The 23620-nt window shown below is 33.5% G+C and carries 31 protein-coding genes and 6 pseudogenes; 22 read left to right on the top strand and 15 right to left on the bottom strand.

What is annotated here, in order from left to right; all coding sequences use genetic code 11:
• Positions 1-110 precede the first annotated feature (110 nt).
• Both ARSQ2_RS13655 and ARSQ2_RS05025 read left to right on the top strand, forming a co-directional pair.
• Entirely contained in the window at positions 111-242 is a 132-nt protein-coding gene (locus ARSQ2_RS13655) for a hypothetical protein (protein ID WP_255487466.1), read from the top strand.
• Between the two features lie 64 nt (positions 243-306).
• On the top strand, positions 307-450 hold the full coding sequence (locus tag ARSQ2_RS05025; protein WP_181994572.1) for a hypothetical protein: 144 nt from the start codon (positions 307-309) through the stop codon (positions 448-450).
• A 31-nt stretch (positions 451-481) separates the two neighbouring features.
• On the opposite strand, the gene xthA is transcribed toward ARSQ2_RS05025, so the two are convergent.
• Positions 482-1291 carry an exodeoxyribonuclease III gene (gene xthA / locus ARSQ2_RS05020; RefSeq protein WP_181994571.1) on the bottom strand — a complete coding sequence of 270 codons (810 nt, stop codon included), beginning with the start codon at positions 1289-1291 and terminating at the stop codon, positions 482-484.
• 463 nt (positions 1292-1754) lie between these two features.
• Between xthA and ARSQ2_RS14165 the strand changes: the two genes are divergently transcribed.
• The gene (locus ARSQ2_RS14165) at positions 1755-1952 is read left to right on the top strand and encodes a helix-turn-helix domain-containing protein (protein WP_338078245.1); all 198 of its coding nucleotides are present in this window, start codon (positions 1755-1757) and stop codon (positions 1950-1952) included.
• Between the two features lie 662 nt (positions 1953-2614).
• Here the strand turns inward: ARSQ2_RS14165 and ARSQ2_RS05010 are convergent.
• Entirely contained in the window at positions 2615-2806 is a 192-nt protein-coding gene (locus ARSQ2_RS05010) for a hypothetical protein (protein ID WP_181994570.1), read from the bottom strand.
• Between the two features lie 81 nt (positions 2807-2887).
• Between ARSQ2_RS05010 and ARSQ2_RS05005 the strand changes: the two genes are divergently transcribed.
• Positions 2888-3481 (top strand): hypothetical protein, encoded by a 594-nt coding sequence (locus ARSQ2_RS05005; protein ID WP_181994569.1) that lies wholly within the window; start codon positions 2888-2890, stop codon positions 3479-3481.
• Between the two features lie 155 nt (positions 3482-3636).
• The gene (galU, locus tag ARSQ2_RS05000; protein WP_181994578.1) at positions 3637-4581 is read left to right on the top strand and encodes a UTP--glucose-1-phosphate uridylyltransferase GalU; all 945 of its coding nucleotides are present in this window, start codon (positions 3637-3639) and stop codon (positions 4579-4581) included.
• A gap of 805 nt (positions 4582-5386) precedes the next feature.
• On the opposite strand, the gene ARSQ2_RS04995 is transcribed toward galU, so the two are convergent.
• Complete coding sequence (locus tag ARSQ2_RS04995) at positions 5387-5800, bottom strand: H-NS family histone-like protein (RefSeq protein WP_181994568.1); 414 nt, start codon at positions 5798-5800, stop codon at positions 5387-5389.
• Between the two features lie 613 nt (positions 5801-6413).
• Between ARSQ2_RS04995 and ARSQ2_RS04990 the strand changes: the two are divergent.
• Positions 6414-7114, top strand: a pseudogene (locus ARSQ2_RS04990) (thymidine kinase).
• A gap of 184 nt (positions 7115-7298) precedes the next feature.
• Here ARSQ2_RS04990 and ARSQ2_RS14735 read toward each other — a convergent pair.
• The 6 genes and pseudogenes from ARSQ2_RS14735 to ARSQ2_RS04965 all read right to left on the bottom strand — a co-directional run.
• Positions 7299-7463, bottom strand: a pseudogene (locus ARSQ2_RS14735) (hypothetical protein); the annotation flags it as partial.
• A gap of 272 nt (positions 7464-7735) precedes the next feature.
• Positions 7736-7834 (bottom strand): annotated as a pseudogene (locus ARSQ2_RS12585) (hypothetical protein); the annotation flags it as partial.
• A gap of 113 nt (positions 7835-7947) precedes the next feature.
• Positions 7948-8163 (bottom strand): IS630 transposase-related protein, encoded by a 216-nt coding sequence (locus tag ARSQ2_RS04980; protein ID WP_181994567.1) that lies wholly within the window; start codon positions 8161-8163, stop codon positions 7948-7950.
• 210 nt (positions 8164-8373) lie between these two features.
• A pseudogene (locus ARSQ2_RS04975) lies at positions 8374-9043 on the bottom strand (sodium:solute symporter family transporter); the annotation flags it as partial.
• A 101-nt stretch (positions 9044-9144) separates the two neighbouring features.
• Positions 9145-9504 (bottom strand): transposase, encoded by a 360-nt coding sequence (locus tag ARSQ2_RS04970; RefSeq protein ID WP_238334319.1) that lies wholly within the window; start codon positions 9502-9504, stop codon positions 9145-9147.
• A gap of 25 nt (positions 9505-9529) precedes the next feature.
• A pseudogene (locus ARSQ2_RS04965) lies at positions 9530-9889 on the bottom strand (IS630 transposase-related protein).
• Between the two features lie 251 nt (positions 9890-10140).
• Between ARSQ2_RS04965 and ARSQ2_RS14160 the strand changes: the two are divergent.
• The 12 genes and pseudogenes from ARSQ2_RS14160 (at position 10141) to yciA (ending at position 15272) form a co-directional block, all read left to right on the top strand.
• Positions 10141-10230: a hypothetical protein gene (locus tag ARSQ2_RS14160; RefSeq protein WP_338078244.1), complete on the top strand. Its 90-nt coding sequence runs from the start codon at positions 10141-10143 to the stop codon at positions 10228-10230.
• Positions 10231-10249: 19 nt separating this feature from the next.
• Positions 10250-10435, top strand: a complete 186-nt coding sequence (locus ARSQ2_RS14155) for a glycoside hydrolase family protein (protein ID WP_420837741.1) — start codon at positions 10250-10252, stop codon at positions 10433-10435.
• A 10-nt stretch (positions 10436-10445) separates the two neighbouring features.
• Complete coding sequence (locus tag ARSQ2_RS14150) at positions 10446-10652, top strand: glycoside hydrolase family protein (RefSeq protein WP_338078242.1); 207 nt, start codon at positions 10446-10448, stop codon at positions 10650-10652.
• Positions 10630-11130 carry a lysis protein gene (locus tag ARSQ2_RS04945; protein WP_338078246.1) on the top strand — a complete coding sequence of 167 codons (501 nt, stop codon included), beginning with the start codon at positions 10630-10632 and terminating at the stop codon, positions 11128-11130. Before ARSQ2_RS14150 ends, ARSQ2_RS04945 begins: the two co-directional genes overlap by 23 nt.
• Positions 11131-11170: 40 nt before the next feature.
• On the top strand, positions 11171-11479 hold the full coding sequence (locus ARSQ2_RS04940) for a hypothetical protein (protein ID WP_181994564.1): 309 nt from the start codon (positions 11171-11173) through the stop codon (positions 11477-11479).
• Between the two features lie 132 nt (positions 11480-11611).
• Entirely contained in the window at positions 11612-11716 is a 105-nt protein-coding gene (locus ARSQ2_RS14730; protein WP_181994574.1) for an IS630 transposase-related protein, read from the top strand.
• A gap of 72 nt (positions 11717-11788) precedes the next feature.
• Positions 11789-12151 (top strand): transposase, encoded by a 363-nt coding sequence (locus tag ARSQ2_RS04930; protein ID WP_181994563.1) that lies wholly within the window; start codon positions 11789-11791, stop codon positions 12149-12151.
• A gap of 37 nt (positions 12152-12188) precedes the next feature.
• Positions 12189-12344, top strand: coding sequence for a hypothetical protein (locus tag ARSQ2_RS04925; RefSeq protein ID WP_181994562.1), 156 nt, complete (start codon positions 12189-12191; stop codon positions 12342-12344).
• A gap of 36 nt (positions 12345-12380) precedes the next feature.
• Positions 12381-12695 (top strand): BON domain-containing protein, encoded by a 315-nt coding sequence (locus tag ARSQ2_RS04920; protein WP_181994561.1) that lies wholly within the window; start codon positions 12381-12383, stop codon positions 12693-12695.
• A 437-nt stretch (positions 12696-13132) separates the two neighbouring features.
• The gene (locus ARSQ2_RS04915) at positions 13133-13888 is read left to right on the top strand and encodes a YciC family protein (protein WP_181994560.1); all 756 of its coding nucleotides are present in this window, start codon (positions 13133-13135) and stop codon (positions 13886-13888) included.
• A gap of 338 nt (positions 13889-14226) precedes the next feature.
• Entirely contained in the window at positions 14227-14766 is a 540-nt protein-coding gene (locus ARSQ2_RS04910; protein ID WP_181994559.1) for a septation protein A, read from the top strand.
• 65 nt (positions 14767-14831) lie between these two features.
• Positions 14832-15272, top strand: a pseudogene (yciA, locus tag ARSQ2_RS04905) (acyl-CoA thioester hydrolase YciA).
• 1438 nt (positions 15273-16710) lie between these two features.
• On the opposite strand, the gene lpxM reads toward yciA, so the two are convergent.
• The 3 genes from lpxM to znuA form a co-directional block, all read right to left on the bottom strand.
• Positions 16711-17682, bottom strand: a complete 972-nt coding sequence (gene lpxM / locus ARSQ2_RS04900; RefSeq protein ID WP_181994558.1) for a lauroyl-Kdo(2)-lipid IV(A) myristoyltransferase — start codon at positions 17680-17682, stop codon at positions 16711-16713.
• 135 nt (positions 17683-17817) lie between these two features.
• Complete coding sequence (gene mepM, locus ARSQ2_RS04895; RefSeq protein ID WP_181994557.1) at positions 17818-19167, bottom strand: murein DD-endopeptidase MepM; 1350 nt, start codon at positions 19165-19167, stop codon at positions 17818-17820.
• 23 nt (positions 19168-19190) lie between these two features.
• Positions 19191-20147, bottom strand: coding sequence for a zinc ABC transporter substrate-binding protein ZnuA (gene znuA / locus ARSQ2_RS04890; RefSeq protein ID WP_181994556.1), 957 nt, complete (start codon positions 20145-20147; stop codon positions 19191-19193).
• A gap of 74 nt (positions 20148-20221) precedes the next feature.
• Between znuA and znuC the strand changes: the two genes are divergently transcribed.
• Complete coding sequence (znuC, locus tag ARSQ2_RS04885) at positions 20222-20986, top strand: zinc ABC transporter ATP-binding protein ZnuC (protein ID WP_181994573.1); 765 nt, start codon at positions 20222-20224, stop codon at positions 20984-20986.
• The gene (gene znuB, locus ARSQ2_RS04880) at positions 20979-21764 is read left to right on the top strand and encodes a zinc ABC transporter permease subunit ZnuB (protein ID WP_181994555.1); all 786 of its coding nucleotides are present in this window, start codon (positions 20979-20981) and stop codon (positions 21762-21764) included. The genes znuC and znuB overlap by 8 nt, the downstream gene beginning before the upstream one ends.
• 110 nt (positions 21765-21874) lie before the next feature.
• On the opposite strand, the gene ARSQ2_RS04875 is transcribed toward znuB, so the two are convergent.
• From ARSQ2_RS04875 to ARSQ2_RS13645, 3 genes are all read right to left on the bottom strand, one after another.
• Positions 21875-22426, bottom strand: coding sequence for an Ail/Lom family outer membrane beta-barrel protein (locus tag ARSQ2_RS04875; protein WP_181994554.1), 552 nt, complete (start codon positions 22424-22426; stop codon positions 21875-21877).
• Between the two features lie 334 nt (positions 22427-22760).
• Positions 22761-22835, bottom strand: a complete 75-nt coding sequence (locus ARSQ2_RS13650; protein ID WP_420837740.1) for a hypothetical protein — start codon at positions 22833-22835, stop codon at positions 22761-22763.
• Positions 22836-22881: 46 nt separating this feature from the next.
• A complete protein-coding gene (locus ARSQ2_RS13645) occupies positions 22882-23025 on the bottom strand; it encodes a lytic polysaccharide monooxygenase (RefSeq protein WP_255487465.1) in 144 nt (47 codons plus the stop codon).
• 107 nt (positions 23026-23132) lie between these two features.
• Here ARSQ2_RS13645 and ARSQ2_RS04865 point away from each other — a divergent pair, with 107 nt between their 5' ends.
• Together ARSQ2_RS04865 and ARSQ2_RS12580 are read left to right on the top strand one after the other, a co-directional pair.
• Positions 23133-23381 carry an IS630 transposase-related protein gene (locus ARSQ2_RS04865; protein ID WP_181994553.1) on the top strand — a complete coding sequence of 83 codons (249 nt, stop codon included), beginning with the start codon at positions 23133-23135 and terminating at the stop codon, positions 23379-23381.
• Positions 23375-23536 (top strand): hypothetical protein, encoded by a 162-nt coding sequence (locus tag ARSQ2_RS12580; protein WP_238334317.1) that lies wholly within the window; start codon positions 23375-23377, stop codon positions 23534-23536. The genes ARSQ2_RS04865 and ARSQ2_RS12580 overlap by 7 nt, the downstream gene beginning before the upstream one ends.
• Positions 23537-23620: the final 84 nt, after the last annotated feature.

Below are 23620 nucleotides of genomic sequence, written 5' to 3'. Positions count from 1 at the left end.
ATACTAAGGAACTGGATGCGGATAATGATGGTATGCCACCCCCTGAGGTAAAGGTAAAAGATGAGTTATTTTGCGAGCAGGGTAAAGTAATATAGCTAAGCGTCTTAATTTTGATTACAAAATATAAGTTTTTGGTTAAAAAAGGTCGTTATATCTATAATGCGCCAACAGGCATCGCCTTATATAAAGTTTTACCGCTGGTGGCAGTATTGCCTGATATGACTTGCTTACTGGGAGTCTAAATTAACCCAAATCAGTGAAAAACAGTTTCATTATCAGTATCTTATTTCACCATTGGCAGATACATTGAAAATGTTAATCCAACAAGCGAAACAACAAACTGATTTAACCATATTCCATACGATATCGGTCATCGAAGAGAAAACGGAAAAAACGTTATCAGTAAAGAAGAAGGAAGCTAGTCAAAAAAGGCAATCAAATGATAGCTAAGCGTAAAATAGTACTATCATTTGATTTTAACTTAATTTAACTCAAATTTCGCCCAAATAGGCGCATGATCTGAAGGTTTTTCCATACTTCTAATGTCATAATCAATGCCTGTTTCACCACAGCAGAAAAACAACGAACTAGAGGCCAGAATCAAATCAATTCGCAGACCTCGGTTATTGACAAAACCCTTGGAACGGTAATCAAACCACGAAAATTGATCAGTAATTGCTGGATTTTTTTGACGATAAGTATCGATTAATCCCCAGGATTTCAATTTATCCATCCATTCGCGTTCTTCAGGTAAAAATGAGCATTTTCCAGCACTTAACCAACGTTTTCTATTAATTTCACCGATGCCGATATCATGATCTGTTGGACTAATATTCATATCTCCCATAAGAATGATATGCGATTGAGGAGAAAGATTATTTTGCAGATAAAGTTGCAAGTCTTGATAAAATTTTGCTTTTGCAACAAATTTTGTTGGGTGATCACGGCATTCACCTTGTGGGAAATAACCGTTTATTATGGCAATTGTGCCTTTTTCTGTTTCAATATCTGCCATAATAATACGGCGCTGGGCATCAATATCGTCGCCAGGAAATCCCTTTTGAATAGTGATTGGTTTTTGTTTGCAAAATAGCGCGACACCATAATATGCTTTTTGTCCATGGTAGCAGATATAATAGCCTAACTGATTAACCTGCTCTAAAGGGAATGCACTATCATCAACTTTGGTCTCTTGTAAGCCGATGACATCAGGTTGATGTTTTTCGATGATAGCTTCAAGTTGGTGGATGCGTGCTCTTAGGCTATTAATGTTAAATGAGACAAATTTCATTCGAATTGGTTACCTAATTGAAATATATTTATAAAAATATTTTATAAGATTGAATATATAAATGTAACCTATTATATAAAATATTTTCTTTTATTTATTAATGAGTTATTTTTATATTTAAATTGTTTAGTATGATTAGCAGTGGTTAAATTTTAAAAATATATAAATTTAAAAAATAATTAATTTAATTAAAATTAATAAGATATAATTAAAAATGCACTAAATGAAAATTTATTTTTTCAAAAAATAACAGTTAGATGTAATGATGTCGTTTGCTAAAAATCAATTTATGCAATTAATTAGCCAGGTTTAATTATTTTTCTTTAAATTATTAGCCCAAGTGCTTTTCTCTTAAAGAGCTGTAAAAAGGTATTCTTTTTGAATTTCTGTGTCAGCTATAAATTATTAAATAGATATTTAAATTTTTCTATTTGATATTTAAGATTGAAGTGAAGTAATCATTATGTTTTTCTCAAAAAAGTTAGAAGATTTTATGGAAGTTGTTGAACAAGGTTCATTATCTAAAGCGGCTAGAATATTGCACCGCAGGGCGCCCCCTGTCGAAAAATCAATTAAATATTTTGAGGCCATATTAGGTAAAACGTTGTTTAAAATGAAAAAATGCGGCATGTTTAACAAAGGAAGGGCAAGAGCTTTATAATGATTTAAAAAAATTATATTTGCAGGAAAAGAAATTACCAAAATATATTTTTGTAATAAATTTCCTAATGTGGTTAATATTTATTATGACTGGGGTAAAAACCATTATTTAATAAAAATTTATCAAACAGAAGGTATTAATAAAATACCAATAAACATTTTAAAATTTGATTATGATAAAGTAAATGAAATATCAGATTATGATGGCAATATTTTAATTTTAAGTTCAGAAAAAATTCTAAGTGAACGTTTTATTTTGTTAAAAAATTACAAAAAGAGGCCATTGGTATATTTTGTCGTAAACAACTTTACGAACATGCTGAAAAGAATCTATTAAAATTATTGAATTAATTTTCTTGGCTATGTGATCCAGTTTTATATAAGAGTCAATTTATTCGAGATATAGAATCAAAAACGACGATAGGGGCAAATAGAATCAATATCAGGTGGATGGAAAACAGTGGTTTTTGCGATGGATTAATACAAAATGGTGATTACATCGGTTTAACCGATAAATTACCCGAAATCTTTTAATCAACCCCTGACATTATTTTTCTACCACTAGATGAGCTTAGCATGAAAAATAGCTGTTATTTTTATAAATCTAAAGCACATGGGTAGTATTTTGAATCGATTTATTGATGCAATTGAAAAATATATTAATCAATAGGTAAAATATGAATTGGGCAAAATTATGGTTGATCTGATGCTATAGCTAAGCGACTTAATTTTGATTACACCATATTGAGTGCGAACAAAATATCTGTTTCGCATCCGAGCGCTCTTTTTTTTGCATTTAGCTTGTGCCCATTTATGTTCAATAGGTAGGAAAATATTCCACCATATGCCCCGCATCGATGATGACTTGTTGAATAGTCTGTTTCTTGTGAAAAGTTGCATTATCCATTATCTGCTGAGCTTTCTCATATTCAGAAAATGATCCAGCACGAAAAGCATGATATTTTGCCAGTTTTACTTGAGCTAAAACCCAAAGTAAATCAAACACTGGCAAATTATAAAATTAATTATCGGCAGCTAAAATATATTAATAAAATTGGACTATTATTTGATTTTGCAGAGCTTTCTGATAAACAAATAGGTTTTTATTGCCTTGATATTGAGTATTCTTCGGGTGATGGCGTTATGGCTGCATTATTACTTAGAATTGCATTTAATGAATTATTGAAAACCTATTTTAATAGTCAATCAAACAAATTATTTAATATTAGTGAAATGCTTGAGAAAATAAACACTTTATTAATTGATTTAGGTATTAAAGGACAATTTTCAATTTTATTAAGTTATTTTCATACTGAAAGTAAAACAATTGTATTAGCTTCAGCAGGATTTAATTTAAAATTAAAAACTGAGAATAAAGAAGTCGAATTGTCATCAAGTGCACCATTGGGTAGCTTACAATCAACTGCTTATCAGAAAATAATGGAAAAAGGAATAGATTGGCAATGTAAAATATGGAATCATAAACATCGAATGACTTTAATGTTTAATTCATTGGTAGAAATATTATAATTATTTACTTTTTGCAGGATTGTTAACATAGGCCAATTTTCTCTAGTTTGCTATTTATTTGGTACATTTTACTGCTATACTCGCCACAAAAGTTGTTGAAAATCTATCTGTCACATTTCATTAGTATATTGTATTTAGGTAACTTGGTAGAAAAAATGAAATTAAAAAAAGCAGAAAAAAAAGTTAGCAAAGCTGTTATTCCTGTCGCGGGATTAGGAACTCGCATGTTGCCGGCAACCAAAGCGATCCCTAAAGAAATGTTACCTTTAGCGGATAAACCACTTATTCAGTATGTAGTAAATGAATGTATATCTGCTGGTATTCATGAAATTATATTAGTCACTCACTCTTCAAAGAACTCAATAGAAAACCATTTTGATACCAGTTTTGAATTAGAAGCAATTTTGGAAAAGCGCGTTAAACGGCAATTATTAAATGATGTACAATCCATATGCCCAAGTCATGTCACAATCATGCAAACGAGACAAGGTATCGCAAAAGGGCTTGGACATGCCATTTTATGTGCAAAACCATTGGTAGGAGAGGAGCCTTTTGCTGTAGTTTTACCGGATGTAATTATTAATCAATATTCTTCGGATTTGAAACAGTATAATTTAACAGCGATGCTGAAACGTTATCATGAAACATCAGCCAGCCAAATTCTTGTTGAGCCGGTACCAAAGGAGTCTGTATCGAATTATGGTGTTGTAGATTGTGATAGTTATGAATTAAAAGCCGGTGAAAGCAAAATTATTAAAGGCGTTGTTGAAAAACCTAAAATTGAACTGGCGCCATCTAATTTATCTATCGTGGGGCGTTATGTATTGTCAGACAAAATTTGGCCTTTATTAGAGAAAACACCAATGGGAGCAGGTGATGAAATCCAGTTAACTGACGCGATTGAAATGTTAATAGAAGGAGAACCTGTTGGAGCCTATCATTTACACGGTAAAAGCCATGATTGCGGTAATAAATTGGGTTATATGAAAGCATTTGTTGAATATGCTATGCAGCATGAATTTTTAGGTGATGAGTTTTCCGCGTGGCTAAAAAAATATCTTAGATTGCTAATTGTCGATAAATTTGATTCAAATCAATAAAAAACCTACATGGTATTTTTATACAAAATTGCCTATTTGTTATTACAAATTTATTTTAACAAGTTCTATTTATGCGTAAAATTAAAATGAGATTTATTAATTATATAAGTAGGCAAGGATGTTGTTTAAATGGAGATATTACAAACTATTTCAAATAATAATTTGATTTTGCTGATCATATATCACTTCAGTTGCTAGCTAAAATTTCTTTTGTTAGCGCATGAGCTTTTATCAATAATATTTATGTTAACACTGATCATAATTATGATAAAAAAGTATAGTAATTATATTTAATTGATTTATCTTGTATCAGATTAGCCGTTTATTTTTTGTTTATAAAGTAATCTGTTTATTATTTCTATAGTAAATTTTTTCATAATGAATAGAATGAAATTTAACAACCTCTCTAACAAAATAAAATAGAGAGAAGTCTAATAATGAACATTGAATGCATGGACTTTATGGCAATAAAAAAACGATACTATTTCTTGAAGGAATAATTTGAAATGTTTAGACAACAAAAATTTACATTACATTGTGTATCGCTGATAACAAAATATTTATATTAATAGTAGTTGTACATTTTTATGCCGGTTTCTTTATTATAGGAAAGGTATGGTTAGTTATTAGTGAAAAGTGGCTGGTATGTAAATGTATTTAGTATTTATCTTAGCGAGCAGAGTTTTACGCTTTGATATATTAGACCTTATTGAGATTTGTTATTTATTGTGTAATAAATGTTAATGATATGTGTAACAGAAATACCCTTTATATAAAGGGTATTTTTAAAGTAGGGAAAGGACATTTAGATTAAAAAATCATCCATATCTTTACCTTCCCCTAGTGCTTTTTTGATCACAGCTGGTGTACGACCTTGACCGGTCCAGGTTTTGATTTCACCATTTTCATCTTTATATTGAAATTTAGCCGGTCTTGCTGCGCGTTTAGTACGGTTAGATGTTTTTGAAGGAGTTTTTGCAGTAACTAGATCATCTAAACTGAGTCCTTCTCCTTCCAGTAATTTAATATATTTTGCAATTTTTTGACTATGAGCTTCTAATTGTGCTCTTGCTTGATTTTCATCTTCACGACGTTCATCTACAACGGTATTAAATTTATCATGTATTTCTTGCAATGATTCTAACGGCATTTTTCTTGCTATCGCACGTAAGGTACGAATGTTATTTAATGATTTAAAATATTTCAATGAATCGCTCATTTTCCTAGTCTCGAATTAAAATGAATGTTGGCTGATGTCTACTAATAATAGAATGCTATTTTATTTTCTGCAATAGTGAAGTTACAAAATAAGGTTAAATTTATTTTTTAAACTTAAACTACTTTGCAAAAGCAATATAAGCTTTCACTATAAAAATATTATTTATCTTATATTAGATACCATAGATAATTAAAAATCTATACAAAAATGATAGAACTGATTTTATATTTGAATTTCATTCAGATATAAAGATGATGTTTTTTATTTTTATTCAACTTTATGGTATGTAATATAAACTAAATTTTAACTTAATATGTGTAAAAGAGTTTTCTTATTAAGCTTTTCTTGAGTTATCACTACTGGGTATCTAAGTTTTTTGATGAATGTTAGTTATTAATAATCTTTTCTTATCACATACTTTTTTAAAATAAAGATGTTGTTTGTAGAACGTGACATTTAAAGATACGAATTTTTTCATGACTATAAACATTACTAAGAAATCTGTTATGTTACTTATCAATATTTATAATCAAATGAAATGAAAAATAATTTTTGATAATGTATTTGGTAAACTTTCAAAATATTTGTCTAAATAGGTAAGAAGAAAGGGCTAATGGCTCAGCTTTATTTCTATTATTCAGCAATGAATGCTGGTAAATCAACTTCACTACTTCACTACTTCACTACTTCACTACTTCACTACTTCACTACTTCAGTCTTCAGTCTTCAGTCTTCAGTCTTCAGTCTTCAGTCTTCATATAATTATAATGAACGGGGAATGAATACGCTTATTTTCACCGCTGAGATTGATACCCGATTTGTTCAAGGTAAAGTAACCTTCAGAATTGATTTAGCTGCAGATGCAATATTATTTTTCGCAACAGACAGATATGGGGAGATTAATAAAAAAATAGCGGACAAAAAATTCATTGTGTGCTTGTTGATGAGTGTCAGTTTTTAACTAAAGAGAAAGTTAGTCAGCTTTTTTAAATTGTTGATTATGCCAATATACCGGTTTTGTGTTATGGATTAAGAGCAGATTTTCGTCGTGAGTTATTTATTGGCAGTCACTATCTGTTAGCTTGGGTAGATAAACTTATTAAACTAAAAACCATTTTTTATTGTGGTCATAAAGCAAGTAGGGTTTTGCGATTAGATGATAATGGGCTTGCTGTCTATTAGGGAGAACAGATTGAAATTGGTGGTAATGAAAAATATATCTCAGTCTGTCGTAGACATTATATGGATGCAATTAATCACACAAAATGTATAGAGGCAGGTGAAAAACCTTTTTCCGTTGTTCTATTTAAATAATTTTTAACTCCCCATATTAGGTTATTATTCTTAAATGAAAATTAATTACGTAAGATAACTATTTTAGTTTTAAATTATTTTAAATAAGGATTGGTAAAATATTTTGCGATTAAAAAAGCACCGAATATATATTCAGTGCTAATTTTTAACTAAATGGTTACAAATAAAATGTTTATTAAGTAGATTATTTTACTAGATGACTTTTTTCCTCTGTTTGCAGAAATATATTTTTCTCTTCAGTAAAATTATTACCATAGTATGAATCTAATATAATTTGTTTTAGTTCAGCGATCAACGGAAAGCGAGGATTCGCACGAGTACATTGATCATCAAACGCATCTTTAGATATAGCTAAGCGTCTTAATTTTGATTACACCACATTGAGTGCGAACAAAATATCCGTGTCGCATCCGAGCGCTTTTTTTTGCATTTAGCTTATGCCCATTTATAGCTGGGCGACTTTAAAATGATTACAAGTAATTACTCTATATCAGTAAATTTATATTGGAGAAAAACATATATTTTGTAATCAAAATTAAGATGCTTAGCTATAATATTGATATCAAATAATCCGATAGCAAACAGCGTTGTGCCCAATAAAGCACCGATAACATTTGTTCTTCCTTTAGCTCCCCAGTTCTTGAGACCAACACACCGTTGACCTTTCGGGGAATAGCCGTGAGTCCGCTGGGTATCGTGTGAAAAACCACTTTTATCAATAAAAACAATATGCTTGCCTTCTTTTCATACTGTTGTTTTTTATTGAAACGTTTGTCGAGTGTTTTCGTCGGCTTTCGGATGACCTAGAGTTTTTTATAAGTCAATCCCATTTTTTAAAGAGCTTGCCAAATGGCCTTCTGACAAACGCCAAAACGCTCTGCACGCTCTTTTTGGTAAGTATCTGGATATTGTTCAATATCTTTTATCAACTCGGATTTATCGATTTTTCGCTGACGCGTAGTCGATGCTTTTGGCTCTATTTGATTAATCCAACGCGATACAGATGCAGAGCCAATCCGAAATTGCTTCGCTGTTTCTCGGATACTCAACCCTTCTTATTCCATCGTAAATATCACTTTACGTCTAAAATCAATTGAATAGCTCATATAAATAATGTCATCAAAATTAAGTCGCTTAGCTATAGTTAGCGGCTAAAAATAGCATCAAGCCATGAAATCATTACTATTGATCTGGTTATATAACAACGTCGATGCATTAGCTTGCAAAGCGCTAAATTTAGCGCGTCTATTAGTTGCGACTTATTGGCTGGCTTTATACTCAGCTTCGGCTTTAATAAAGCGTTTCACAGCGCTCTGGCTAGGTACGGTAGTTAACAGGCTAACGACAACAATGGCGATTGAGGCAAAAATAAAACCGGGAATAATTTCATATAAACCAAACCACTTATATTGCATCCATATCAATACCCGTTAAGGCACCGACCAGTATACCGGCTAAAGCAGCATAGCAATTTATACGTTGCCACAAGACAGAAATTAAGATCACTGGAAAAAAGGCCGCGCCAAAGCCCGTCCAGGCGTTGCTAACCAAAACCAATACTTTATTATTGGGATCACGAGCAATAAAAATAGCTATTGCCGCCACCACTAACACCATGGCACGACCAACCCAAACTAACTCTCGCTGGCGAGCTTTAGGTTTGATAAACGGTTTATAGAGATCTTCAGTCAACGCACTGGAACAAACCAATAATTGACAACTTAAGGTACTCATCACAGCAGCTAAAATGGCTGATAACAATATCCCTGCCAGCCAAGGATTAAATAAAATAATGGCTAATTCCATAAATACTCGCTCAGGATTAGCCATAACCGCACCGGCAACGGTGGGATGCAGATCAAAATAATCAATGGCAAAAAAACCAACCGCAATCGTGCCTGCTAAACAGAGTACCATCCAGCTCATACTATAGCTAAGCGACTTAATTTTGATTACAAAATATATGTTTTTTTCCAATATAAATTTACTGATATAGAGTAATTACTTGTAATCATTTTAAAGTCGCCCAGCTATATGTTCAATTGGATTAAGATCTGGCGAATAGGTAGGCAAAAATATTCCACCATATGCCCCGCATCGATGATGACTTGTTGAATACTCTGTTTCTTGTGAAAAGTTGCATTATCCATCATGATTACACTGTTTTTAGGAAGTACTGGGATAAGGACTTGGGTGACCCCTGCATAGAAAACATCGCTGTTAATATTGATATCAAATAATCCGATAGCAAACAGCGTTGTGCCCAATAAAGCGCCGATAACATTTGTTCTTCCTTTAGCTCCCCAGTTCTTGAGACCAACACACCGTTGACCTTTCGGGGAATAGCCGTGAGTCCGCGGGGTATCGTGTGAAAAACCACTTTCATTAATAAAAACAATATGCTTGCCTTCTTTTTCATACTGTTGTTTTGTTGAAACGTTTGTCGAGTGTTTTCGTCGGCTTTCGGATGACGTAGAGTTTTTTATAGGTCAATCCCATTTTTTTAAGAGCTTGCCAGATGACCTTCTGAAAAACCTCAAAACACTCTACACGCTCTTTTTGGTAAGCATCTGCATATTGTTCAACATCTTTTATTAACTCGGATTTATCAATTTTTCGCTGACGCGTAGTCGATGCTTTTGGCTCTATTTAATTAATCCAACGCGATACAGATGCAGCGCCAATCTGAAATTGCTTCGCTGTTTCTCGGATACTCAACCCTTCTTCTTCGATCGTAAATATCACTTTACGTCTAAAATCAATTGAATAGCTCATATAAATAATGTCATCAAAATTAAGTCGCTTAGCTATATGTGGCTTTTAAGCGGGAAGCCGAAAATGAAAAAAGGCGATTGCTATTACCGAGATCATCAAAACTAGAAAATTTAATAAACATTCACGCCTCAACACCTCAAAACCTCACCGGAAGAAATTACATGATGGAAAAATATTCCAGCCCCTTGTCGTATCTATAGGCTGGGGCGACAACTGTTATTGGCATTCTCACGCTCGAACAGTGGGTAGCTGTGATAGGTATTATCTGCACGATAGGGACATTTTTAATCAACGTGTTACTACCGCCGAAGGGAGTACAAACTCAAGGAGCGTCAGTATGAAAATACCGAAAAAATATTGATGGCAATGGGCGGTAGCGCGTTGTTTTTGGCCTCAAGCATGATAACGCATTTCGAAGGGTTAAGACTTAAACCGTATTTTGACGGGGGTGGTATTCTTTCTGTTTGCTACGGTCACACAGGCAATGATATTGAGCGTAACCGGAACGGTACACCAAAGCCGAATGTGATAAGTGTGGCTTGGTGACGATTTGAAAGTGGTAAAGCGTCATGTTGACCCGCTGGTTAAGGTCAATATCAATATACTGACTCAAGCAGCGCTTTACTCATTTGCTTACAACGTGGGCGTGGGGAATTTTGCGAAATCCATATTACTTAAAAACCTCAACGCCAATGACGGAAAGGGCGCTTGTGATGAGATGAAGCGATGGGTTTATGTTGATGGTAAAAGTGGAAAGGGTTAATGACCCGTCGGGAAATAGAGAGCGTAATATGTTATGGCGACCTTACACATTTATCGTAGCGATTATTGTCGCATTGGTTTTGTCACTCGTTTTCATCAACGAACGTTATCAAACCATCAAACAAAACTATCAAGCGCTAAAACAGCATTATCAAGAGCAAATTGATGCCGTGAAATTACAACAGGATAAGATCGATGCTTTGCAAAAGATTGATATTCAACGCATCGAGGAAATGAAAAATGCCAAAGCTAAAATTTCCAAGCTCGATGATGCTGTTCGCGCTGGCACTAAGCGGTTGCGCGTCAACGCCGTGTGTCGAATACCTAAAACCACTACCGCCAAGAGCAGATGTGATGAAGCCACCCCACAACTTGGTGAGGCAGCTAGACAGGATTATTTTCGTCTCAGAGCGATGATAGTTGAAAAAGAAAAGCAGACGGAATATCTACAGCAGTACATCAAAACACAGTGTAAATAGGAAAAATAAGTGAAAAAATAATAGATAGCGTTAAGGAAAGTTGGGTGCATTGCATTCTCTCTATGTTGATTTTTCTGGTGTTGTTTTTAAAAATAATCCGTTTTTTAACGTTGGTGTTGCACTGGTTTGGTGTTTGATTGTATTGGCGGTAGCAATGTCAACCTTGAACGTTAATTTTTTCAAAATACTTAATTTGTCTAGAGGTGAAGCTAGAGAAGGATTTATTAACTATGCAAAAAGGATTAACAATCAAACAAATTTTAGCAAAATGCTGAATAAAGTTCTGATTTGTATTGAGTTGGTCAGTTTGGCCTATTGTGGTTGGATAGCGACAGGAATTATTTTTTAATCACTATTTTTGTGATGAAAATGTCTGTTATAGCTGGGCGACTTTAAAGTGATTACAAGTAATTACTCTATATCAGTAAATTTATATTGGAGAAAAACATATATTTTGTAATCAAAATTAAGACGCTTAGCTATAAAAGATGTTGAACAATATCCAGATGCTTACCAAAAAGAGCGTGCAGAGCGTTTTGGCGTTTTTCAGAAGGTCATCTGGCAAGCTCTTAAAAAATGGGATTGACCTATAAAAAACTCTACGTCATCCGAAAGCCGACGAAAACACTCGACAAACGTTTCAACAAAAAAGAACAGTATGAAAAAGAAGGCAAGCATATTGTTTTTATTGATGAAAGTGGTTTTTTACACGATACCTCGCGGACTCACGACTATTCCCCGAAAGGTCAACGGTGTGTTGGTCTCAAGAACTGGGGAGCTAAAGGAAGAAAATGTTATCGGAGCTTTATTGGGCACAACGCTGTTTGCTATCGGATTATTTGATATCAATATTAACAGCGATGTTTTCTATGCATGGGTCACCCAAGTCCTTATCCCAGTACTTCCTAAAAATAGTGTAATCATGATGGATGATGCAACTTTTCACAAGAAACAGAGTATTCAACAAGTCATCATCGATGCGGGGCATATGGTGGAATATAGCCGGGCGACTTTAAAATGATTACAAGTAATTACTCTATATCATCAGTAAATTTATATTGGAGAAAAACATAAAAAAGAGCACTCGGATGCGACACAGATATTTTGTTCGCACTCAATATGGTGTAATCAAAATTAAGTCGCTTAGCTATATTTCATCAATAATCAGTATATTGACTGCGATGAAATTTTCATTTAGCACTCGTATACGATAAATAAAAATAACCCTCGTATTAATGGAGAATTGAATAATGAAATATCTTAAATCAATGACAGCGCTCTGTACCGTGCTATTTATGGGATTATTCCTTTCTGCTTGTGCTCCAACACCAAAAACAGAAGGAACTAGTGGATATATTAATGATACGGTTATTACAACTAAAGTAAAGACAGCATTATTGGCAGAAAAAAACTTGAAATCAACGCAAATCAATGTTGAAACCTTTAAAGGTCATGTGCAATTGAGCGGTTTTTTCAGTTCGCGTGCCGACGCTCAGCGTGCAATTCAAGTAACACAAGGTGTAGCAGGTGTACAATCAGTCATTGATTCGATGAAAATACGATGATTGTTTTACTTTTCAGCCCCTATATAGGGGCTGAAATAAATATAATTTATCGCTATTGGCCCCTCAAATCAGATAATAAAATAATCGCTTTTATCATCATAAAGTCATTACCATATCAATTATCAAAACCAATCATTACATTTTTATATTCAAAATTACTATAATATAAATATCACTCTATTTTTAGTATTTTATCCTTACTTATAGAATAACCACAAAATTTACTGATATAGCTAAGCGTCTTAATTTTGATTACAAAATATATGTTTTTCTCCAATATAAATTTACTGATATAGAGTAATTACTTGTAATCACTTTAAAGTCGCCCAGCTATATAGCAATAGCTTTACTATAGAAAAGCTATACGCTCTCTTCACTGTCAGTTACAATATACAATTAAAATGTGATGATAAAAACCAGTTATAGGAGCAGTTCTCATGTCCATTACGGCCAACTCACTTATCAGCGATAGCTTTAATTTTTTTAAAAATCAGCTGAGCGGCCTTTTTATCCTGTCATTCATTTCAGCTACCATCAGTCTAATACTTTATTATTTTCTGGTTCCCATCGATGAAATGGCAACCATTTCCAAAACCCTTGGTGGTCAAAATGACTCAATTTCACTTTTAACCTGGGTAAGTCAATTATCTGATGAAGAAAAATCGATAATGATGAGAGTCTCACTACTCTCATTGGCTGCTGTTTTTATCGGATTAATATTATTAGTTTCTTCAGTAGTTACTTATTTGTCAGAACTCAGTACCGGCAATAGCATCAGTGCAGGGCAAGCTTTTGTGCTTTCGTTACGTATATTACCTAACATGTTAATTTTGTTAGTTATATGCACAATTATAATTTATTTTGGCTTTATGCTATTCATCTTACCGGGTATCATTTTAGCTATCGGTTTTTCCTTATCACCCATCATCTTAATAACCGTCAAAAACATTATGCCGCTACGAGCCATGAGTCAAAGTTGGAAAATAGCATTACGTCATTGGTGGTTAATTCTAGCAATTTTATTACTTTGGCTAGCATTGCAAATGTTACTCACTATGCTACTTGGACAATTTCGTTTTTTACCGAGTATGGTGAATAATATTATCTCTTTTACATTGAATAATTTACTTACCTCTTTTACATTGATCTATTTTTTCCGCCTTTATATGTTAGTTGTAAAAACAAAAAATTAACCAAATAAAAATACCACGACTATTATTTACCATTAGATGGCGTGGTAAAAATTTACTATTAACTTAAACAATTAAACATTAATTAAAAAACCAACGTGCTGACTGAAAATCGCACTGTATTCGTAATAACAAGTTAATTACTTCAATATATTAATAGTGAATTTTATTGCTCAGTAGATAATTTTTTGATAAAAATATATACCTACTCACTGTGTAACATTATTATCAATTAAGGTAATATAATATAAAAAAATTGGCAATAGCATATTTTATAATTTACTTATCAAATAATTATAAAAATTCATATTTACTCGAAAAGGATCAGAATAAGCGCCCTCATGAGACAACTATTAGATTTTATTCCTCTCATTTTTTTCTTTATTGTATATAAAAAAGTAGATATTTTTTACGCATCTGGCGCATTAATGATTGCCACCGCTTTATCGATGCTGCCCATTTATCTTATCTACAAAAAAATTGAAAAAAGTTCGTTAATTACTTTAGTCATCGTGATCATTTTTGCTGGATTGACGTTGATTTTCCACAGTGATCTTTTTATTAAATGGAAAGTGACAGTTATTTACGCTATTTTTTCACTAGCACTGTTAGTCAGCCAATATTTTACCCAAAAACCATTAATCGAGAGAATGCTGAGTAAAGAGATCCATTTAGCTGATGAGATTTGGCATAAATTAAATTTATCATGGGCAATCTTTTTTGCTATCTGTGCACTAGTAAATATTTATGTTGCCTTTTGGCTACCTCAGGATGTCTGGGTTAAATTTAAAGTTTTTGGTTTGACCGCGGTCACACTAATATTTGCAATACTTAGCATGGTGTATATCTATAAACATCTCCCTAAAGAAAAAAGTAATTGATCTGATAACAACAGATACCTACTTCCAGCAGGTATATTGTGGCAAATAAAAGAAGTAAATTTTTCATGGCACAACAACAATTACCACAAGGAAAATTAGTTCTCAGTACATTACCAATGCCGGCCAATACAAATGCTAATGGTGATATATTCCGCGGATGGCTAATGTCACAAATGGATATTGGCGGTGCAATTTTAGCAAAAGAAATTGCACTTGGTCTTGTTATTACTGTCGCCGTCAATGGGATCACGTTCCAAAAACCAGTCTCAGTCGGCGATGTAATTTGTTGTTATGCTCGCTGCATTAAAACAGGTAACACCTTTATTACCATCAATATTGAAGTTTGGGCCAAGAAAATTTCCAGTGAGCCAGTAGGCTAAGATTATCGAGCCAGCGAAGCCATTTTCACTTACGTTGCTGTTAATGAGGATAATTCTCCCCGTTGTTTACCTGAAGAAAAACGTGATTACCAATTATCTAACTCTGATAACGTATCTCCCAATTAATCTATTTTTAAAGGCTAATTTACCTTGGCCTTTAAGCAAGCTTAATGACTAAAGCTATTTAAGAAAGATTAATTGAACCATCGATTTTAAACAGGAATGTCTTTTTTAATTCCTTATCCGGAATTTTTTTATAATATAGCTAAGCGTCTTAATTTTGATTACAAAATATAGCTTGGCGACTTTAAAATGATTACAAGTAATTACTTTATATCAGTAAATTTATATTGGAAAAAACATATATTTTGTAATCAAAATTAAGACGCTTAGCTATACCGTGGCGTAACCCCGATTTATTGTAATAAAGAAACTAATACGATTAATGCTATTAAAAATGCCATTCAATGCCTGCTGGAAAAAATTATATTGAGCCAGCTGATTTAGTCTTAGTCACCCAGGGCGATCAAATGGGTCAGATTGGTAGCAGCAATATCTTCCGAATATTAAAAGTCGAATAATTTCACATCATAAATACATTTAACCCCATTATATACACGGGGTTTTTAATTACGTAAAATATTACTATCATTTTTACCGATTTTTTATGACCCAGTCATTATTATTTCTAATAAATGAATTAGAAAAAATAATATAAATTAATTGAATATGAAATTAATTAAACTAAAAATTTAGATTTTAATTGATAAAATATCTGACTTTTTACTTTTCTTGCCACTAAAGAAAAAGAGATTCTTTATCATTTATTTGTTAAAGAGATTTAAATATGCATGAAAAAATAATTTCAGCTACTGTTTATTGGCTCTTAGTTTATTATCAACACCAAAATTAGCAATCAATCAAAAAATAAAATATAACGGAATAATAATTTATTCTACAATAGAAAAATAAATTAAATAAGTTTACAATATCTGATAAAGGTGAAGATAATATCGACATTAAAGCACCTGATAATAATGGTATATCATATAATCAATATTGGCGATTTAATACTAATAAAAGCGTAATAGTACAACTTAATAACGATGAAAATCAAAATAAAAATATACTTTCTCAAGGCGCACAATCAATAAAATTAATTATTAATCAAATTAATTCTAGCGAAAAAAAATTTACATGGTTTGCTAAATATAAAATGAATATATTATCCCATCTTCAATAAATATTACCACTAAAAATTTAATTAACCACCAGGATACAGGCATTAAAGAACCCGAAGGGATCGTCACACTTGAGACTTATAAAAGAAAAGGTTATTTTGACAAAAATATAAAACAAAAATTTTATAAACTTAATTAATTAGTTGCTTATCCATAATTTAACTGACTAACAAAATATCTAATTGTTTTTATTAAAATGTCTGATTTCATCAAAAATATCATTTTTTATTACATTTATTATGGGATAAAAAAGTAAAAATATATTATAAATAATTTTATTGGTATCTTGCGCCGCTTGATTAGCTATCAAGCGGTATTTTTTATCAATAAAGATCATCGCGGCAATAAGGTTCTATCTCGCCGTTTTTGCGCGTTTTTAATAATTTTAATATCCAGGTATATTGTGCCAGATAAGGTTTAACTAAATATTCCAACTCTTCGTTCATGCGCCTGGCAATATAGTGATTACTTTGCCCAGCAATATCAGCCATTGGCTCACGAATATAGATATGTAATTGGTGAGTTTTATAGTCATAAACCGGAAATAATGGGACAATCTCCGCTTTACAAACCTTCATCAAGCGCCCTAGTCCCGGTAAGGTTGCTTTATAGGTTGCAAAAAAATCAACAAACTCAGTATGTTCTTCACCATGATCTTGATCTGGTAAATAAAATCCCCAATAACCTTGCCTGACACTAGTAATAAAAGGTTTAATGCCCGCTTCACGAGAATGTAAACGACCACCAAAATGATGACGCGCTTTGTTCCATAAATAATCAGCCACAGGATCCTTTTGATGATGAAACATGGCTGCCATTTTTTGGCCTCGAGCCGCTAATAACATGGCTGGAATATCAACGGCCCAACCATGAGGTACCATAAAAATAATATTACGCTGTTGCTCTTTTAATTGTTCAATAATTTGTTCATTATGCCAATGAGTTCGTGCTAAAGTTTTATCTACGCCGCGTAAAACTAATTCGGCTAATATTCCAAAAGATTGCGGTGCTACAGCAAACATTTCATCAACATATTTCTCTCTTTGCTGCTCCGTCAATTCTGGAAAACAATAAAGCAAATTAATTTTTGCCCGCCTACCCGAGCTTTTTGCTAACTTACCAATTAACTTACCCATTTTTGCCAGTAACAGATCGCGTAACTTAATAGGCAAATAAGCTGTTCCAGCTAATAGGAATGCACCAACCCACATCCCCCAATATCTGGGATGTAGGTAAATACGATGAAAGGTAGGAATATAACCAAGTTTACTATCTGTATCCTGTTCTTTATTCATTAGTACAATCAAATACAACGTATAAAAATCTAAAATCTGAGATACATTATAATATTAACCTTATGATTTACAAAAAATAATTATGGCAGTAAATAAAATGTTAGTTTACAACCTAATTAGCTAACAAAAATCATATTAATCGCTTGCCAGCTTGGATTTATTCTCTTTAACCGATGCCTGAAAGAGTTGATGATCTTTACCTGTTAATCCACCTGAGTGAGGTAAATTAGCTGTTAATGGGTTAACTGCCCGCTGATTAAACCATAACTCATAATGAAGATGAGGGCCGGTAGTACGTCCAGTATTACCTGATAATCCTATGCGTTCACCTCTTTTTACTTTCTGACCTGGTTTAACCAATAATTTACGTAAATGCATATAACGAGTGGTATACTGACGCCCATGACGAATAGCAATAAAATTACCGGCCGCTCCACTATATTTCGCCACAATAACTTCACCATCACCAACCGCTAATATTGGTGTCCCGACGGGCATAGAAAAATCAACTCCCTCATGAGGAGCTGGACGCCCTGTTACCGGATTTATACGACGCAAACTAAAAGGAGAAGAGACTCTAAAGGTTTTGGCTGTAGGATAACGTAAGAAACCGCGCTCTAAGCCATTAGCTTCACTATCATAATAGCGACCATTTTCAGCTCGGAAGGCATAGTAATTCTTACCATTAGTTAATAAATAAACCCCCAACAAACGACTCTGTTCACTGTGCCCATCAAGCATTTCACGACTTAACAAGACCGAAAATTTATCACCTGACTTTAGCTTACGCAAATCGATCTGCCATTGTAGTGCTTTAGACACTTCACGTGCTTCGTTATATGTTAAGCCTGAATTAACTGCACTAGAGGTAAAATTACCATTTATTTTACCTTGGATAACCTTATCAGCCCAAACACCTTGACGAATTTGCTTCTCTTCATTAAAAGTACTAGAGGCATCTTGGCGAGTATAAACACGTGTTTCACGCTGTGAAATAATCCATATCAGTGTCTGTAATTCTCCATCTTTATTTAATTCCCAGCTTAACGTTTGCCCTATTTGCAAATTCCGTAACGCTCGGTGTTGATTAGAAAGAGCGGCCACATCACCAGCATCTAAACCATACTGAGTTAAAATACTAGTCAGATTATCACCGTTTGAAACAACATGTTCATCAGGTGTATCAGCTCCCTTTTCATCAGTTACCCCTTCATCAGGTAACTGTTCGCTGCTATCGGTGATAATATCATCGGTATCCGAGTTATCTACTTGGCTGGTATTAGTTTCACTTTTATCTTTAATACCAAGAATAATACCTGGTTTTATTAGCAATGATTCTTGAGAAATATTTTCATCTTTATCATCGGGTTGAATAACAACAGGCCGCCAAATTGCGACAGCCAATGTTGCTATGGTTAATGTGCCTAGCATAATTTTATGCGGTTTAGGCAAATTGCCATATACCTTAACGATAGTCTTCGCCATCTGCTGCACGTATTAAATTCCTTCTAGTTCTTATCCAAGCAACTTTTAAATTGATTAGATAACGCTGTTAAAAACTCCACATAGCTATCCTTACTTAATCCGATGCAGCTCCCTAATGGATCTAATGTCCCCATATATACATCGGTATCTTTTATAACAGCTTTAATCACCGCTGGCCTGAATTGTGGTTCAGCAAAAACACAAACTGCTTTTTTCTGAGCCAACATTGTTCTTATTTGATATAGTCTTTGGGCGCCAGGCTGAATGATAGGATTAATAGTAAAATAACCTAACGAGGCTAAATGATAGCGTTTTTCAAAGTAACCATAAGCATCATGAAAAACAAAATATCGCTTATCTCCAACCGACTGTAACATCTTAGCAATATTTTGATCAGTTTGCGTGAATTTCTCATCGAATTTACGAAGGTTTACGTCCAACTGTTTTTTATATTTAGGATATAAAGCCACTAATCGGTGGTGGATAATATTAGCAGCAATACGTGCAATGTCTGGTGATAACCAGATGTGCATATTATACTCACCATGTGAATGATGCTCATGGTGATGACCATGAGAATTTTTATTATTTACCGCTGTGCTATCTTCGCTGCTTTTCAGTAAGCGTGCTTTTATAGCTCGATGTTCAGCTAATGTGATTAGTTTTTCAGTGGGTAATTGTGCTAATGGTTTCTCTAAAAAAGTTTCTAAATTTGAGCCAACCCAAATGAAAAGATCAGCAGTTTTGATTTTTTCCAGATCGGAAGGTTTTAAAATATAATCATGGGGTGAAGCACCATCAGGTAATAATATTTGTACCTCAGTAACACCATTAGTAATGGCTACGGCAATAAAACCTAACGGACGAATTGACGTAACTACATCAGCTTGAGTAGTAGATAAGAAATTGAGTAATAGTCCAGCAAGAATGTATTTTTTTTCCATAGTTTTTTGAACAATTTTTTTTGTTTTGTGTAACATAGAATAGTTTCCATAGACTAATTTTGATAATGTTATATTATAACTCTTTAACCATCCTGCAAGAATTATTTAGCATGCAAACGCTATTAAGCTTAAAAAATATTGCTGTTAGTTTTGGTTCACACCAAATTGTCGAAAACATCTCCTTTGATCTATATGCTGGAGAAATATTAACACTATTGGGGCCAAATGGTGCTGGTAAATCTACGCTAGCTAAAATACTTCTCGGCCTAATTACCCCTAGTCAAGGAGAAATAATTTACCAAGCTAAATTGCGCATCGGTTATGTGCCACAGAAATTATCGCTGGATATGACAATGCCTTTGACCGTTAAACGTTTTATGACACTAAAATCTGGAGTAAAAACTACTAATATTATTCCTGCTTTAATACGTGTCGGCGCTGATCATCTTATCGAGCAACAAATGCAAAAACTATCAGGCGGGGAAACTCAACGTGTTCTACTTGCCCAGGCTTTACTGAATCAACCACAATTACTTGTTTTAGATGAACCTACACAAGGCGTAGATATCAATGGTCAAGTCGCTTTATATAATCTAATTGATAATATTCGTACCGAATCAAATTGTGCTGTTTTTATGATTTCACATGATCTCCACCTTGTGATGGCAAAAACTGATAAAGTACTCTGTATTAATAAAAAAATATGCTGCTCTGGCCGGCCAGAGGATATGGTTTTAGATCCCGAATTTATTGCTATGTTCGGCCATCGTGGGATAGAACAAATCGGTATCTATCGCCACCATCATCATAATCATCAATGCGATTTAAATAATGAGATTGATGATAAACCTACAGGGAACTGTCATCATGATTGAATTATTACTACCTGGGTGGTTAGCTGGTATGCTTTTAGCCATTGCCGGAGGACCACTAGGCTCTTTCGTTGTCTGGCGGCGTATGTCATATTTTGGTGATACTCTCGCTCATGCTTCATTACTTGGTATCGCTTTTGGTTTATTACTCAATGTTAATCTGTTTTATGCCGTTATTGCTATCACCCTTCTTCTTGCAATTTTATTAACCTGGCTAGAAAAGCGCCCACATCTGGCCATCGATACCTTATTAGGCATAATGGCGCATAGTGCCCTATCACTTGGATTAGTCGTCGTCAGTTTAATGGACAATGTTCGTATGGATTTGATGGCTTATTTATTTGGTGATCTATTATCGGTAACCACCGAGGATGTTTTTTCAATCGGGATAGGTGTTGCTATTGTTTGTTCAATTATTGTCTGGCAATGGCGTAATTTAGTGTCAATAACTGTTAATCAGGATTTAGCTTTTGTTGATGGCGTAAAAATACAGCAGCTTAGGGTATTATTAATGCTGGTTACTGCCCTTACCATAGGTATTGCCATGAAATTTGTTGGGGCTTTAATTATTACATCATTATTAATTATTCCCGCCGCTACTGGTAGACGATTTGCCAAAACACCAGAGCAAATGGCAGTAGTTGCTATTATTATTGGTATGTTTGCAGTGACGGCTGGACTTGCTCTGTCTGCTTATTATGATACACCAGCAGGGCCCTCGGTTGTGATCTGTGCCAGTGCTTTATTTGTATTAAGTTTATTTATTAAAATAAAAAACTAATCTATTGATACGATAAAATAAATTATTTTTAAAATTACCTAAACACCCTATTCCCTCACTACAAATCCATCAATTATGACTTGTAGTGAGTTTTTATTTTGCTAATCAAATTAGAACCGGTAACCAACACCAAGCATCCATGTGCCGACTTTTATATTTTTTAAATTAGTATGTTCGAAAGATAATTTAGTATGTTCATATGTAACATCAATAGCTAAATTCTCCACCGGATTAATTTGTAAACCCGCACCATAAACTAATTCAATTTCAGTATCTTTGAAAGCATTTGCGAATGATGACTTTGCCTCAACGCTACCACGAGCCGATCCAATTAAGCCATAGAGACTAATATTGCGATTAAAACGATAGCTAGGACCAAAACTTAATGAAGAATAAATTATAGCTACATTAGCAACTTTAATATCATAAATTTTCAAATAATCTTCTTGATTAGTATAAGTCAACGAACCAATAAAACCCCAGTGATTATCAATTTCATAACGATATTTAATATTAATACCCTTTGGTTTATCCTGAAATTCTTCATCTTTAAATTGTAGATGACTTTGTGCATAATCTAGTGATAGAGTATTTTTACTTGCTGGACAGGCATTCGCAGAAACACAGGAAAATATAGTAGCAATGACAGATCTAATAAACATTTTTTTATTTATCTTCTATTTCTAATAGAATAATATTTAATTCAATAGTCTTTATAAGATATGAAATAAATCGATTACTCTATATATAAAACTAAATATTTTTTTGTTAAATTTAATTTAAACGAAAAAATAAAATTTGACTGAATGACATTCAGTTAGAAGATATATTTAACTTATCATTGATAAAAAGCAGCAATTAAAATAAAAATAAATCGTCCTGCTCTCGCTATCGAAACTAAAAATAATGTAGAGGCAAGTTTTAGCTTACCTCCAAAAAAATGACAATTTTATTAAATACAATTATGACAATATTTAGCCAGTTAGTGAAAAATAACTAAGGTTTCATATTAGCATCTATCACTTGATAAAATGCATTGCCAGCATTGTAAATTGTCCATACACCTAAAATAACCTGATAACCGGTACGATATGGTACATTACAATCAATTTAGACCTCAAATGAAGGCATTTGCCCCCATCTGTGTACGACTGAAAAATGGTTGTAGATCAAATGAGATACGGGCTAACGCCGCATTAGGATCCCAATTTTGTTTTGTGATAAAATACTCCCAACTGGTAGTTCGATGAGGTACGGTCAACGTCCAATGGAAAGTATTTTACCGGGTGAAACATCAACTTTAGTCTAATGAGTAGCAGTCTCTTCATCTATATAGCTAAGCGACTTAATTGTGATGACATTATTTATATGAGCTATTCAATTGATTTTAGAAGTAAAGTGATATTTACGATGGAAGAAGAAGGGTTGAGTATCCGAGAAACAGTGAAGCAATTTTGGATTCGCTCTGCATTTGTATCGCGTTGGATTAATCAAATAGAGCCGAAAGCATCGACTACGCGTCAGAGAAAAATCGATAAATCCGAGTTGATAAAAGATGTTGAACAATATCCAGATGCTTACCAAAAAGAGCGTGCAGAGCGTTTTGGCGTTTGTTAGAAGGCCATTTGGCAAGCTCTCAAAAAATGGGATTGACCTATAAAAAACTCTACGTCATCCGAAAGCCGACGAAAACACTCGACAAACGTTTCAACAAAAAACAGTATGAAAAAGAAGGTAAGAATATTGTTTTTATTGATGAAAGTGGTTTTTGATACGATACCCCGCGGACTCACGGCTATTCCCCGAAAAGTCAACGGTGTGTTGGTCTCAAGAACTGGGGAGCTAAAGGAAGAAAA

The organism is Arsenophonus endosymbiont of Bemisia tabaci Q2 (assembly GCF_902713415.1).
Lineage (GTDB): Bacteria > Pseudomonadota > Gammaproteobacteria > Enterobacterales > Enterobacteriaceae > Arsenophonus.
This window is presented reverse-complemented; position numbering and strand designations above follow the sequence as displayed.

Bases quoted from the DNA above. Each gene is read 5' to 3' on its own strand.
- galU (WP_181994578.1), top strand. From the start codon at position 3,637: ATGAAATTAAAAAAAGCAGAAAAAAAAGTTAGCAAAGCTGTTATTCCT.
- ARSQ2_RS04915 (WP_181994560.1), top strand. From the start codon at position 13,133: ATGTCCATTACGGCCAACTCACTTATCAGCGATAGCTTTAATTTTTTT.
- ARSQ2_RS04875 (WP_181994554.1), bottom strand. From the start codon at position 22,426: ATGTTTATTAGATCTGTCATTGCTACTATATTTTCCTGTGTTTCTGCG.
- ARSQ2_RS14155 (WP_420837741.1), top strand. From the start codon at position 10,250: ATGGCAATGGGCGGTAGCGCGTTGTTTTTGGCCTCAAGCATGATAACG.
- ARSQ2_RS05005 (WP_181994569.1), top strand. From the start codon at position 2,888: ATGATCCAGCACGAAAAGCATGATATTTTGCCAGTTTTACTTGAGCTA.
- lpxM (WP_181994558.1), bottom strand. From the start codon at position 17,682: ATGAATAAAGAACAGGATACAGATAGTAAACTTGGTTATATTCCTACC.
- ARSQ2_RS04930 (WP_181994563.1), top strand. From the start codon at position 11,789: ATGAAAAAGAAGGCAAGCATATTGTTTTTATTGATGAAAGTGGTTTTT.
- znuB (WP_181994555.1), top strand. From the start codon at position 20,979: ATGATTGAATTATTACTACCTGGGTGGTTAGCTGGTATGCTTTTAGCC.
- ARSQ2_RS04995 (WP_181994568.1), bottom strand. From the start codon at position 5,800: ATGAGCGATTCATTGAAATATTTTAAATCATTAAATAACATTCGTACC.
- ARSQ2_RS14165 (WP_338078245.1), top strand. From the start codon at position 1,755: ATGTTTTTCTCAAAAAAGTTAGAAGATTTTATGGAAGTTGTTGAACAA.
- ARSQ2_RS04945 (WP_338078246.1), top strand. From the start codon at position 10,630: ATGGTAAAAGTGGAAAGGGTTAATGACCCGTCGGGAAATAGAGAGCGT.
- ARSQ2_RS04920 (WP_181994561.1), top strand. From the start codon at position 12,381: ATGAAATATCTTAAATCAATGACAGCGCTCTGTACCGTGCTATTTATG.
- znuA (WP_181994556.1), bottom strand. From the start codon at position 20,147: ATGTTACACAAAACAAAAAAAATTGTTCAAAAAACTATGGAAAAAAAA.
- mepM (WP_181994557.1), bottom strand. From the start codon at position 19,167: ATGGCGAAGACTATCGTTAAGGTATATGGCAATTTGCCTAAACCGCAT.
- ARSQ2_RS05010 (WP_181994570.1), bottom strand. From the start codon at position 2,806: ATGCGGGGCATATGGTGGAATATTTTCCTACCTATTGAACATAAATGG.
- ARSQ2_RS04865 (WP_181994553.1), top strand. From the start codon at position 23,133: ATGAGCTATTCAATTGATTTTAGAAGTAAAGTGATATTTACGATGGAA.
- znuC (WP_181994573.1), top strand. From the start codon at position 20,222: ATGCAAACGCTATTAAGCTTAAAAAATATTGCTGTTAGTTTTGGTTCA.
- ARSQ2_RS04910 (WP_181994559.1), top strand. From the start codon at position 14,227: ATGAGACAACTATTAGATTTTATTCCTCTCATTTTTTTCTTTATTGTA.
- xthA (WP_181994571.1), bottom strand. From the start codon at position 1,291: ATGAAATTTGTCTCATTTAACATTAATAGCCTAAGAGCACGCATCCAC.